This window comes from bacterium, from assembly GCA_016786595.1.
Taxonomy (GTDB): Bacteria; Bdellovibrionota_C; UBA2361; order SZUA-149; family JAEUWB01; genus JAEUWB01.
Genome location: JAEUWB010000036.1, coordinates 1 through 13,370 on the forward strand (window position 1 = coordinate 1; position 13,370 = coordinate 13,370).

The 13,370-nt window shown below is 42.9% G+C and carries 12 protein-coding genes; 5 read left to right on the forward strand and 7 right to left on the reverse strand.

Going from position 1 to position 13,370, the window contains the following annotated elements:
• From JNK13_05695 to JNK13_05715, 5 genes are all read right to left on the reverse strand, one after another.
• Positions 1 to 207, reverse strand: a 207-nt coding sequence (locus tag JNK13_05695; GenBank protein ID MBL7662228.1) for a hypothetical protein, incomplete at its 3' end; no start/stop codon positions are given.
• A gap of 8 nt (positions 208 to 215) precedes the next feature.
• Positions 216 to 644, reverse strand: coding sequence for a cytochrome c maturation protein CcmE (locus JNK13_05700; GenBank protein MBL7662229.1), 429 nt, complete (start codon positions 642 to 644; stop codon positions 216 to 218).
• Positions 644 to 2,158 (reverse strand): M23 family metallopeptidase, encoded by a 1,515-nt coding sequence (locus JNK13_05705; GenBank protein ID MBL7662230.1) that lies wholly within the window; start codon positions 2,156 to 2,158, stop codon positions 644 to 646. Before JNK13_05705 ends, JNK13_05700 begins: the two co-directional genes overlap by 1 nt.
• 8 nt (positions 2,159 to 2,166) lie before the next feature.
• Positions 2,167 to 3,144: an RNA polymerase factor sigma-32 gene (locus JNK13_05710; GenBank protein MBL7662231.1), complete on the reverse strand. Its 978-nt coding sequence runs from the start codon at positions 3,142 to 3,144 to the stop codon at positions 2,167 to 2,169.
• Positions 3,145 to 3,208: 64 nt separating this feature from the next.
• The gene (locus JNK13_05715) at positions 3,209 to 3,958 is read right to left on the reverse strand and encodes an RsmE family RNA methyltransferase (GenBank protein ID MBL7662232.1); all 750 of its coding nucleotides are present in this window, start codon (positions 3,956 to 3,958) and stop codon (positions 3,209 to 3,211) included.
• A 64-nt stretch (positions 3,959 to 4,022) separates the two neighbouring features.
• Between JNK13_05715 and JNK13_05720 the strand changes: the two genes are divergently transcribed.
• Positions 4,023 to 4,298 carry a helix-turn-helix domain-containing protein gene (locus JNK13_05720; GenBank protein MBL7662233.1) on the forward strand — a complete coding sequence of 92 codons (276 nt, stop codon included), beginning with the start codon at positions 4,023 to 4,025 and terminating at the stop codon, positions 4,296 to 4,298.
• Positions 4,299 to 4,496: 198 nt separating this feature from the next.
• On the opposite strand, the gene JNK13_05725 is transcribed toward JNK13_05720, so the two are convergent.
• Positions 4,497 to 5,759: an ATP-binding protein gene (locus JNK13_05725; protein MBL7662234.1), complete on the reverse strand. Its 1,263-nt coding sequence runs from the start codon at positions 5,757 to 5,759 to the stop codon at positions 4,497 to 4,499.
• 242 nt (positions 5,760 to 6,001) lie between these two features.
• Between JNK13_05725 and JNK13_05730 the strand changes: the two genes are divergently transcribed.
• Positions 6,002 to 7,312 (forward strand): glycine--tRNA ligase, encoded by a 1,311-nt coding sequence (locus tag JNK13_05730; GenBank protein MBL7662235.1) that lies wholly within the window; start codon positions 6,002 to 6,004, stop codon positions 7,310 to 7,312.
• Between the two features lie 9 nt (positions 7,313 to 7,321).
• On the opposite strand, the gene JNK13_05735 is transcribed toward JNK13_05730, so the two are convergent.
• A complete protein-coding gene (locus JNK13_05735) occupies positions 7,322 to 9,181 on the reverse strand; it encodes a hypothetical protein (GenBank protein ID MBL7662236.1) in 1,860 nt (619 codons plus the stop codon).
• Here JNK13_05735 and JNK13_05740 point away from each other — a divergent pair.
• The 3 genes from JNK13_05740 to tadA all read left to right on the forward strand — a co-directional run.
• Complete coding sequence (locus JNK13_05740) at positions 9,173 to 11,314, forward strand: hypothetical protein (GenBank protein ID MBL7662237.1); 2,142 nt, start codon at positions 9,173 to 9,175, stop codon at positions 11,312 to 11,314. The genes JNK13_05735 and JNK13_05740 overlap by 9 nt on opposite strands.
• Positions 11,315 to 11,329: 15 nt before the next feature.
• On the forward strand, positions 11,330 to 12,061 hold the full coding sequence (locus JNK13_05745; GenBank protein ID MBL7662238.1) for a class I SAM-dependent methyltransferase: 732 nt from the start codon (positions 11,330 to 11,332) through the stop codon (positions 12,059 to 12,061).
• A 291-nt stretch (positions 12,062 to 12,352) separates the two neighbouring features.
• Positions 12,353 to 13,370 (forward strand): Flp pilus assembly complex ATPase component TadA (tadA, locus tag JNK13_05750; protein ID MBL7662239.1); only part of this gene is annotated, 1,018 nt, incomplete at its 3' end.

Below are 13,370 nucleotides of genomic sequence, written 5' to 3' on the forward strand. Positions count from 1 at the left end.
TAAAATCGCTAGAACAATCAAGGCAGCAAGGCCAAACATTGCGTTTGAAACAATCGCGCGCTCAGAGGAGAGTGCAAAGTCTTGGCGCTTAAAGCGATAGGCAATCACACCAGAGATTAGCCCCCACAGCGCAGCCGCCCAGGCAATTAGCAAAAATAGATGTCCGGGGTGAAGCAGCGAAAAAAATTGTGGGGTTAGTTCAGCCATACACGCTACTAGTTTGAGCCTGTTTGGCTGGGGTTACTATAAGTCGGTGGTTCATATTTTGAAGGACACTGGGTTAACAAAGTCTTAGCCTCAAAACGCCCCTGGCGGAAGTCTCCTTCTAAAATCACGTCTCTACCGGTTTGAAATGTATCTGGCTTAATTCCACGATAAGTTACAGGAATCACCACTGCAGTTGCTAGATCTTTAGATCCCGCATCAGTTGCCTCAAAGCTTAATTTAAATTCAGGCGTCGTCTGGTATTCGATTGCAGCAGTTGCAACCCGCGCTCCGAGTCGGACATTCGGCAAGTCCTGATTTAATTTTACAAGCTCACGCACAGTCATCACAGCTTTAGAAGTTTTCTTAGTAGTTGCAAGCACAAACAAACTGATCGCGAAAATCAGTAAAAATCCTGCAATGATGAATCTAGGTTTCACTAAAATCCCCGCTCTCCGACAGGTTTGAGCACTTGAATGCCCAGTGCTCCCTTAACTTCATAGATTTTATTTCGCACGTGGTCGTCAATCCATTTCTGATCCCACCACTCAAATGGTGTTACCGGAATCCCGTGCAATCTAATTTCAAAATGCAAATGATCTCCACCAGCAAGCCCCGTCGCGCCTGAACGACCAAGGATGTCATTACGCTCCACCTCATTGCCTTCAGTCACTGCAAGGCTGGAAAGATGCCCGTACAAGGTGCAAAGTCCAAAGCCGTGGTCGAGAATTACAGTATTGCCATAAATCCCCAAATCATCAGCAAAAATCACAACTCCGCGATTGGCCGCAGTCACACTTGACTGTGCAAGTGATGCGAGATCGGCTCCCATATGCGCAGACGTTCCAGCTGATTCACCTTGATAAGAATAAAAACGCTTCTCGCCGTAACCTGCTTGTTGCGCAGCATTAGGCATGCGCCCGAAGACACCTTCCCAATAAAGTGCGCGCTTTGGTCTTTGAAAAAGTGGGATTAATGACTGTTCCAGTAAGGCGCGATACTTTTCGTTGATGCTGCGAAATTGCTCCACGCGTTCTGCTACAGTTTTTCCGACTTGTCCCGAACGTATTGGTCCGCCGTTAGTTTTCTGATCGAGTTCGAGGAATTTGGGATATAAATCTTCGATTTTTTGTTCAAGAAACTGATCCGTTAATTCCAGTTTCTTTTCGACAAAACTCCGCGGTCGGATCTGATAATTAAATGTGGCAGTCACTAAATTCCCGACTTGGTCGCGTGCGAAAACTTTTAACTTTGCAGCATTAACATCGAGTTCCATTGGAATCGGGAAAAACGCAAAATAGACGTCGGGAAATTTTGCAAATTCGGCATCGAGTTCTTTGGCCTTAAATCCAGGGAAAAGCCATTCCCCAACCATCACACCGGAAAATACCGCTTCCTCTTTAGGGACACGATAAAAAACAAGCTCAACCCCGCCTTGCGCCGCATAATGTTGTCGTGTCAGGACCTCGAGCTGTGGCTTCTTGTAATCGATCTTCAGTGGCAAAACTAATTGCTCACCATTGGCCCAATAGCTCCGGTCGAAGACGCGGACCACTAGTTGAGCGTCACCTTCTTGTATTCCCGAATCTTTTCCCGGAAGTGTCAGGGCTAAAGCGTCGGCATATGTTCGCTCAGCATAATTTTTCTTTAGTAGCTCCTTGGTGTTCCCGCCCTGTTCGAGTCGAATCACCACTTGATCAAGACCCGCAGCGCTGTCCCCGACTTCAATTGTTAATTGCTGCGGCTCAACCCCAATGCCAACTGGCGGGCTTGAGATTTTAATTGTGGGCTTAACGCGCTCGAGAAAATTCTGATAGAGATCGTTCCCAGCACGATACCCCTTGGGTCCAATATAAAATAGTCCGGCCACAACAAGGCCAATAAAAATCCACATTCCCCAGCCACGTCTTTGGCGTGGTTGCTGACCGAATCCTGAAACTCCCGCTTGTGCCATATTCCTCTTTATTCAACCTCATCCGACTTTATCGTTTCAATCCCAGTCACTTCAGCACCGAGCTTTTGTGCTAGATAATTTTTAAGCTTCTCCTTGACTTGCCCTTCGATTTGCCGAATGCGTTCACGACTAAGTTTAAATTCATCAGCAATAACTTGCAGCGTTTCCGGCTCGTCTGCCAATAACCTACGCTTTACAACTGCCATTTCCTTGGGGTCAAGCGTGCCTTCAAGTTCTTGCAGAGCGTTACGTATCGCTTCTTGTAGTTGCTTACGGGCGAGTTGATCTTCAATGCTTTCAGCGTTGTCGGCTAAAATACCATGCAAGGTCGGCGCATCAGGATCTGTAGAAACAGGGGCATCGATGCTCATCTCTGGCATCAGTAAGCGTTGTTCCATTTCAATCACATCAGATTCTTTTACGCTGAGGCGATGCGCAATTAATTTCGGTTCAGGTTTAAATCCTTCAGCTTCGAGGCGGGCTTTCTCTTTACGTAAATTAAAAAACAACTTGCGCTGCGCTTGAGTCGTGCCGATTTTTACCAAGCGTAAATTATTAATCAGATATCTGAGGATATAAGCTCTGACCCAAAACGTTGCGTAAGCCGGGAAACGAATCCCACGAAAGGGATCAAACTTTTTCACAGCTTCCAGCAGGCCCATGTTCCCCTCTTGGATCAGATCCAAGACGTTACGGATATTGCGCTGGTACTCGCGGGCAAGGTTTACAACCATGCGTAAGTTTGCAGTCACTAATTTATAACCGGCTTGGGTATCGCCTAAGGTTTTAAATTTCACTGCAAGTTCATGTTCTTCTTCGGCACTGAGTTGGGGTATAGAGCGAATTTCTGAAATATAACGCTCAAGCGGGTCATACTTAATGATCTCATTCGAGCTAGCTTGATGAGTTAAATCTCCGTCTTGCGCCTTTGTGGCAAGAACCTCTGGGACGACGGCAGCGCTAGCCTTTTTGGGGCGTTTGCTCATAGAGCTTAGGCGCGTCACTTTATTGCGCGTCAGCTTAGAGGATTTCTTAATATTTTCAGTGTGTTTAGATCCCATTTATGGTCGACGAACGCGCTAGATATAACTGGGCAAGCGCGGCTGAAAGCGCCACATCCACCCTGAGCACGTACGGCGAGATATTAAACATCAAAAATCCCGATTGGACAAATGCATCAATTTCCGAAGGCATAAAGCCGCCTTCAGGCCCTAGTGCGACTAAAATCTTGTCATAATTAGATTTTTCACGATTGTGCACATAGAAATTGATGAGCTTTTGCTCGGCAGTTTTTTCGGCAAGAAACTTGTCTTTTGTATTTTGTATCAATTCTAGGGCCTGCTTGAGGTGCTTCTCAACCCTGACTTGAGGCAAAAAGATATTTACTCCTTGAGACATGCCATCGACTAAATGTTTTTTGAGTGTTTGTGGCTCAAGCACGATCGATTGGAAATAGCTTTTCTCTACTTTCTCGGAACCTGAAAAGATAATCTCTTTTACTCCCCACATTCCAGCTATTTGTAGAACTTTTTTCAAAAGTTGCGGGCGTGGCAGGGCCAGTAACAGTGTCAGATCAAATTCCCTCTCAACTTCAGCTTGTTCAATGATTTCAAGCTTTACCTGCTTAGCTTGAAGTTCCACGACTCGAGCTTTGCCGAGCCAACTATCGATTAGGCCAACTGCTATTTCGGTGCCGAGTTTAACTTTTTTTATTTCAATTAAATGTCGCGCCCGATCGTCAGCAACGAGTGCTGTTCTGATATCAAGTAAATCAGACTTTTCGATAATTAAGAGATTCATTTGTCGGCTGAAGATATAACGGTTTTGTGGGTGAAGCTATACCCGTCGCTAAAAGTCATGGGAAATGAGAAGCAGAGTTGGGATCAAACCAGGGATTCGAAAAATAGCCGAAGCCTTGGGTCGGCATCGAACGACAATAGTGCGTGAGCTTGAAAGAAACCGTAGTCAGCAAGCTTATTTGTGGTGTGGGTATGATATTTGGCAAAGAGCCAAATATGCCGATGAATCAGCTAAGAAAAGGCAGAAACGTAGTCACAAGCGGATGCGGTTAAAGTGTCAGGAAATTAAAGATTTTGGATGGCACGTTTATGTTCGGACGGATGGAGTCCAGAGGAAATAGCGGATAATATTCATAAATATAAACCTAGGATGAAAATCTCTGCACGTGCCATTAGGGATTTTATTAAGTTTGAAGCTAGAGTATTAAAGCAATATTTATGGCGCAAAGGCAAGCCACCTCGACAGCGTATTTCGCATAGCCGTAGCCGCTTTAAACAAGCAGCTCCCCAAAAAGCGCAGCATTCATCAGCGACCTGCCTTACTTGACTGAATCCGCCGTCAAAAAATCCTTAAGCTCGCTCAGACTTAAAGCTGAAAATTTATTTTGATAATTTTTAACTGATTTTAGTGAAATAATTGCTATTTTCTTTCCAAGATCAGCATATTGCTCGAGTAAATCAAGATTGATCTCATCAACTGCTTTAACTTCGTAGTATTTTCCATCGACGACAAAATCTACTTCCTGACCTTCGATAATGTCGTATTCAATGCGCGGTATTTCTTGTAACAATTGTTTTCTGAGCAATTGTAGAAAAACGCAATTTTCAGCTTGATGACCTAGACGCGGAGTTTTACCCATTAGAGTTAAAACTCCCGGGTCATTAAAATAATATTTCGGATTACTACCTTTTGTAATTCGATTCGATTTACCCGCTCGATATACTGGATAAATCAAATACACGTCTTGCAGATATTTTAAATAATATCGCGCAGTTTTATCATCTATTTTTAAATCTTTTTGGATGCGTTTTACGCTGACTTCGTTGGTAACTTTATCTGCTAAAAAATATATTAGATCTTGCAGTAAAGCTGGGTTTCTGATGCCGTATTCAGTAAGTAATTCGCGATATAGAGTTGATTCAACACATTGACGTAAATAAGCGGGATCCTTATTAATTACATATTCAGGATAACCGCCAATCCTTAAATATTCATCCAAATACTTTTCCTTCAGCGCATTGGAATGATGCTTACTTCCGTCACCAATTCTACCTTCATTAAATTTAATAAATTCTAAAAAACTAAACGGAAGGACATGTTGCAATCGATAACGTCCGGTCAGTTTAGCTGTTTGTCTGGTAAGGATTAAACTCGATGAGCCAGATACATAAAACCTAAAGTGTGTTGTATCATAAAAGAGCTTAATCTCCTCTTGCCATTTGGGTATTTCTTGAACTTCATCGATAAAAATATGAAATTCAGCCCGATAATCAGCTTTTAGGCGTAATATTAAAATTTCAATTGTTCTACGAATTCCTTGTTCTTTAATCTCACGCAATTCTCCAGTGATGAAAATAATATGTTGTGGTTTTACTTTTTGATGCAGCAGGTTGTTAATCACTGTGCGCAAGATACTAGTTTTCCCGACGCGGCGCCCTCCTGTTAGGACTTGGATTAGTCGGTCCTGGCGATTTACCAGCTCTGCAGTATAATCTTTTCTATCGAATAATTTATATCTGTGGCCATGATTCTGCCACCATGGATTGAGTTGATCTAATAAATCCCTGCTTGCTTTAGCCATTTGCGAGTTTTATCATATTAGCGGATTATAATCCACCAATTATTATTAGCGGATCATAATCCACTAATAATTTAAGTGTCGATAAATACTGGGGTAAAACCGATGAATATGAGCAAATAGCCCGAATTCGGCCGCAAGACAGCCTAATTTCATAATTTCCCTAGCAATTTATCCCCGCATTAGCTATCCATTTTGTTTTATTGCTATCAAATGTCAAAAAAACCATGTCAGTAACAGCAAATATTTCATCCCTCGAACCAATTGTCTCCTTAGCAAAACGTCGCGGCTTTATTTTTCAGTCCAGCGAAATTTATGGTGGCCTTGCCTCTTGCTACGATTACGGTCCATTAGGCGTGGAACTCAAGCGCAATATCAAAAACGCTTGGTGGAATTATATGGTGACCTCACGTGACAACGTCGTCGGGATTGACGCTTCAATTATTATGCACCCAAAAGTGTGGGAGTCATCTGGACACGTGCAAAGTTTTACCGATCCGCTAGTCGAGTGTGCGGGCTGTGGACTGCGTGCCCGACAAGACCATCTTGAGGACACAATTAAGGCAAATCCAAAATGTAAGGAAGGCAAACAACATAGTTTTGGATCTCCACGAATGTTTAACTTGATGTTTAAAACACATCTTGGCGCAGTTGAAGATAGTTCGACTCAAGTCTATTTGCGCCCCGAAACAGCTCAAGGTATTTTCGTAAACTTCATGAACGTTACAGACTCTACCCGAGTTAAAATTCCTTTTGGTATCGCCCAGCAAGGTAAGTCCTTCCGCAACGAAATCACTACGCGTAACTCGATATTTCGCACTTGCGAATTTGAGCAAATGGAAATGGAATTTTTCTGTAAACCTGGCACTGATGACGAGTGGTTTAGCTATTGGAAACAAGAGCGCATGAACTGGTTTTATGAGTTAGGCGTCACCAAGGAGCGCTTACGTTTTCGTGACCATGACAAGGATGAATTAGCTCATTACTCTAAGGCTTGCACTGATGTGGAATATTTATTCCCTTTTGGCTGGTCTGAACTTGAAGGCATTGCTTGTCGGGGCAATTACGACCTGACGCAACACAGTCAAGGTAGCGGGAAAAAACTCCTTTGGCGTGACCAGGTAACAAACGAAAGCTATCTACCGCATGTAGTTGAACCTGCGCTGGGCACAGATCGATCGCTTTTGATGTTTTTAATCGACGCTTATGCTGAAGAAGTTGTCGAAGAAAATCCACGTACCGTGCTGAGGCTCCATCCAAAATTGGCACCATGCAAGTTTGCAATTTTCCCTTTGATGAAAAAAGATGGGCAGCCCGAGCGTGCTGAAGCAATTTACAAGGATCTGCGTAAAATTACGGCAGCAACTTTCGATGACAGTGGCTCGATTGGCAAACGTTATCGCCGCCAAGATGAAGCAGGAACTCCTTATTGCATCACGATCGACCATCAAACCATGGAAGACCAAACCGTAACGATTCGTGACCGCGACACGCTCGAACAGAAAAGAATTACTGCAAATGAGGTTTTAGATTTGGCCAGGTCGATCGGCAACTAGGGCGTTTAGCTAAACAATTTTGGGGATAAACCACCAGCGAACCTTTTTGCGATATTCGAGATAATCAGGGTCTGATTTAAGATGGCGCTCCTCGGTCCATGCACGCAAAGTGTAGATGATTAATGTAATCAGGATCAGAAAAAACGCACGCTCGCCAAAAAAGAAACTTTCCATTGTCCAAATTGTCATTTTTGAGGCATACGCTGGATGCCGGATATATCCATACGGCCCTTTGTTGATAATTCCACGATTAGTTAAATTAGATGCGCGAAATCCAAGCGAGACTGAGGCCCAACAATAAACCCCCCAGAGACAGGTGATCAGTATCAGCACCCCATTTCTTAAAACCCCACCAAAAGGTTCATTCCATTCAGCGTTAAGTGCGTAATCAAACGGCAAGAAAGCAAACGTATTAAACGGCGGATAACATGCAATACATACCACCCAACCGAGTAGGGTTGGTTCTACAGACTTTATTTGATTTTTTAACTGCGGAAGCTCTGTCACGTAACCAAAACAAAAAGCAAAAACGTCGGTAAGTAATAAAACAGTAATCAAATAAGCGTTAACTTCTGCAAGCTTGCGGCTAAAATCATATTCCGGAGCAGCAAGCATGCGTAACACTTCGGGTAGATTTTGCCCCTGCAAATAAAAGCCATTAATTAACCAACTTGTCAGCATCGGCGCGTAGTAAACTTTCACCAATAAAGTCAGCAAGGCCAATCGCGCTAAGCGTGACCAGTGCTGGCGCGGTGTTCCCACAATTTTTAAGGGTAAAAACGAAAAAGTGAATTTAATTAAATGCCAGTACTTATCCGTATACACTTCGGGGCAAATCAGAAAATGAATCACAAACGGATTAAAGAACAACACATAAAAATAAAGCGGGTCGGCAAGATATTTGGCAAAACTATCATAGTTATCGCCATCAAAATATAAAACCGAAACAAGCGTTGACAGAACTTGATGGAAGTAAGCCGCAACATTCCCGGCGCCAAAAACATCCTCCGGTAAAAGCGGCAGCAAGCGATCAGCTATCAAATACGAGTAATGAAAAAGCGTCAGTAAAAAAGAGATCGTGAAGACAGTAAAGGCGCTACGCACAAGGGTAATGCGCCTGCGTGTAAAACTATCTTTCAACCCTTGGATATATCCTCCAAGCGCAATCAAGAAACTTAAAAGCCCAATCCACAAAAAAACTCTACGAGGAAAAAGCGACTGCGCCTTGACAACAACACGCGTGGCTAATTTATGACTAGTAAGCTTAACTAGATTCAATCCACTGTCTGAGACTGATTCAAGGTAGGCATAGATTTGATAATCGGCAGCAATCCCCTGACGCGCGTTTTTGACCTGGTAAATTATTCGATCGGGCCCAATCGTTTTGTCGGTAACTACGATTTCATCTGGAAGCACAAGTTTTACGTCTTGAGGACGATCAGTATAAACTACTATACTCCCAGCTTGTTCAATTCGATGCGATGCGATTTTTATACGTGCGTTGATTTCTTGACCAAGCCCGATCTGTGCGAGATCGACTTTCTTTAGCGAAAATTTCTGCCCAGCATGTTGATAGGTAACGGTCAGGACCAACGGATAGGTGCCTTGACGTTCAGGAAGTTCAGTATCGATGCTTAAAGTTCTTTGTCTACCTGGACGCAGTCCACTTACGACCGGGAATTGATATTCACGTCCTAGAAACTCGACCCGGGGTTCAATACCATTAGCAACGCCCTTACCGGCTTGCCCAATTTTTACGACAATTTTATTCGCGTTTAATTCCGTAGAAAATTTTAGCGCAATTTCTTGAGCATCAGCCGAAGTCAGGCAAAGAAAAAAAAGCAGTAAGTAAGAAACTACGTGGCGCATAACGATAAAGCAGAGTATCACAGGCTAGTGAGACCAAACGAGCAAAAAAATCAGCTTGAAGTTCGGAAAACATGTCCTCGGGCATACTTTGTGCTTGCTACGGCAACTGTCTTTATACTGCTTAAATTAAGTGATTTTTTTACTTCAGAGTTGCGCCCAGCGGTTGACCTGGCTGGACACATCTTGTTGGTTGAGACACTAGCTGAGCAACTTTCTCATGGAAGAATTTTCTTCTACGAACCGTTACAATTCTCGGGCTGGCCCGTATTTACGTTTTACGGACTGCTGCCTTATCTCTTCACGGCAGTAATCAAAATCACTCTCGACCGGTTTGTTGCTGATAGCAGCGTCTTTGCAGTTTACAGCGTAGCGGTCGTCGGACTTGCGCTACTGCCTTGGTCAGTTTATTTCCTTACACAGAAAGCAACAAGAATCTGCACTCCACAAGCGCAAAAAGATTCAGCTACTTCCTCCTTGGTTAACGCGCTTTTTGCTGCAATTTTTACAATACTATTTCTTGCTTATCCGCATGCACTTTTTGGCTTAGGTTGTCGTACAATTTTACAGTCTGGCTTCTTTGCGCAACTTTTTGCTTGGCATATTTTGCTTTGGCTATTTGCATATATTTATAATTGCTGCACCATCCGTAGCACTTACGTTGCAGTGCCGCTCCTTACAGCCGCTTTAATCCTAACTCACACACTTTCTACAATTTATTTTTTCTGCCTGCTGCCACTGCTCTTAATTTTTAAGATTGAGCGGGTAACAAAAATATTTTTAATCTGCTTAGGTTCTCTACTTAGCATGCCTTGGATTCTTAATTTCATACACTACAAGGAGTTAACTTCAGGTGGGTCAGTAATTGATTTGATACTAACTCATCAGTATCGCTTCGTGGCGCTCCTAATCTTAACTCTGATGCCACTTTTAGCCGCACAGATGAATAAAATTTTAGACCTTGGCAAGCAGGGCTTTAGATCCACACTTGGTGCAACATTTTTCATTGTCATAACCTATGGATCATTTAATCCTACATTTTTTACCGATAATCCTCCGCGATCTGTTTCAACAACTGAGCGCCAAGTGGTAGAATATATCGTTAAGTCTCAACCCGCTGGACTGGTAATCACAGAGTACTTTCATCACGGAGAAAGTGGCCCATTTCAAACCCCACATGTGATTGCTTTTTTACTCAATCGCGCAAAGATTCCGACTTGGAATGGAGTCTTTATTCAAAGCTCATTAGCTTATCGCTTCGGAGTGAGCGCGATTCATGATCTAGGCGTTGAAATGTTAAGTTCTAGGCTGCTTGTCCCGCCAAAAAGTGAGCAGCTATCAGGCGCAATTTTAACACAGCATAGAATTGAGCAATTAAAGCATCTCGGTATTAGCACTATTGTTTCAAGTACAGTTCCGGTAGCAGCACGATTAGCCGAAATGAATTTTCCACAACATCAGATCGGCCCCTATACCATCACGACCCTGACAAACGAGGTGGAAAAAATTAGAAGAATTAATGCTCACGTGGTTGGCTACCTTGCACTCTCCTCAGATGCTCCTTTCGAATTTTTCGAAGAACTAGTTTGGAACGACCCAGAATTGTATCGTCAAATCATTCCCATCGAAATCAACAAAACCGATCTGAATTATCCAGATCAAATGCAGATCTTAGTCCTGGCGGGCACAAAAACTGAAGAACTAGAAATCAGATCGAGAATTAAAAAAGACTTAACGATCTTGCGTATTCCACCAACTCGAACCACAATTTCCGAGGCTCTGAGCGCCAATTTCAATCCACTTTTGAAGCAACTAAGTTACTTGGCTTATCTGCGCTATATCGTCACAGAATCAGATCTACGTAATCAGCTACTCAACCTTACTAAAATAGACTCTTCCCTACTTTCGGCAGTCAATCCGGGTAATTCAGCATTAAACTTAAATTTTTCGAAAGAGAATCAAGAATTTCTCCTCAGCGGGCTAGAACCAAATGGGATTTATCTGACTACCTACGCATATGCACCATTTTTGTGCAGCAACGCAGGGAATTTTTACCGCTCGATCGGTGAAAAAATTCTTTTACAAAGTAAGGCAGAATCAATGCTGCTAAAATATCGCCAGAAATGCTCGAAATAAAATCATAAGTATTGCATGCGTCAACAAATAGCCGCCAGCAGAGTTAAGATTTCAACACTTGAAGATTGGCACTTTTGGTTTGCGGGGCGGCGCAATTTAGTGCTCAGCTTAATTGAGCGCTTTATTAAAATTTCCAATTTACAAACATTAGATGTTGGTTGCGGGACCGGGAGCCTAGTCGAAAAGTTACGCGAGCTTGGCGCCAAGGCGTTTGGCGTAGATCTGAGCGTGATCTACATGATTTCTAAAGGTCATAGAAATCTTTCCGAAGCAAAAGCTGAAGCTTTACCCTTTGCTGACAATAACTTTGAGTTAGTGACTGTTTGCGATGTCTTGGAACATTTAGACGACGTCTCAGCGATTCGTGAGATCTACCGTGTAATGAAGCCAACTGGAAGGGCGATCATTACAGTTCCCGCCCACATGTGGCTCTGGAGTTACCGTGATGAAGTAGCTCAGCATTTACGTCGCTATTCAGTTCAAGAGCTTAAAACAAAACTCGAAGATGCTGGGCTAAAGATCGTTCATTTGCAGTTTTATCAAAGCTTACTTTTACCCGCGTTCATTTTTTCTCGCCTGATTGCCAAGTTATTCAAACGCACAACCGACCATGAAGAAAAGATTAGTCCACTGACAAATTATGTTCTGAAGTTACTTAATGCCTTGGAACTAAAGCTCTCAAATTACATAATTCTTCCTTGGGGTTCGTCAATTGTTGTCATTGCTGAAAAGCAATTACCGCACTAATCTAACGCCAACAGCCAAAAGCGTCCAGAGGCTAACAATCTAATTTTACTGCATATTTTTACAGTGACGTAAATTTTACATGCGCGCATCTGAATAAGAGAAACACTAGGGGTTTCTCTTACATCTCAACAGTAGGTAAAAATTTTTTCACCGCAACGTAAAAGCGTTGAGAGGATTTTAAACTTTAGGTCAAGTAAAACCCTAAAGTGGCCGAAAATGTCACTGGGAAGTCTAAAACAACCAGTAGTGACATTTTTTGTTAACAATTTCTATAGGTTTTAGTATTTATCAATGTCTTCGCGAGTCGGCACCCTACTAGTCAAAGCAAGTTTGATTACAGAGGATCAACTGATCAAGGCACAGGAGTATCAAACTTCCCATGGAGTGCTTTTAGGCACGGCCCTCGTCGCACTTGGATTCGTTGAAGAAGAAACCTTACTTTCCACAATTAGCTCGCAATACGGAATCTCAGTAATTAAGCTTGAAGATTTGCAGGTCGAGCCTGAAATTCTAAAACTCGTTCCACAAAAGCTTGCCAATAAGCATTTAGCTATCCCGTTAAAACTAGAGAATAGTGTTCTGACTATTGCCATGGCAGACCCGTCAAATATTCTCGCGATCAACGATATTAAGTTCCTAACTGGATTTGACATTCAAGTTGCCTTGACCAATGAGAAATCACTAAAAACCTTCCTCGAGAAACTTTACGAAGGTGATATCTCATATGATAACATCATTGGCGAAGTTGACACCAATGATATGAAAATTGTCGACGGCGAAGAGCAAGTCGACATTCAAGCTCTCGAGAAAGCAACTGAAGACGCCCCGGTTGTTAAGCTCGTCAACGCAATTCTCATGGATGCGGTAAAGAAAGGCGCCTCAGATATTCATATCGAACCATATGAAAAAGTTTTTCGCGTGCGTTTCCGTATCGACGGCGTACTCTACGAAATCATGAAGCCACCATTGAAGTTAAAAAACGCCTTAACTTCACGTATTAAAGTTATGGCAGACTTGGACATTGCCGAACGACGCCTCCCGCAGGATGGTCGTATCAAAATGAAAATGGGTAACGGCAAGGAAATGGATTTCCGCGTGAGCGTTCTCCCGGGCCTTTTTGGCGAAAAAGTCGTAATGCGACTACTCGACAAGTCTAATCTACAAACTGACATGCTCAAGCTTGGCTTCGACGAAGTTCAGCTGAGGGCCTTCAAGGAAGCGATTTATAAACCTTACGGCCTAGTGCTGGTAACCGGTCCGACTGGATCTGGAAAAACTACAACACTTTACTCTGCGCTCTCTGAGTTAA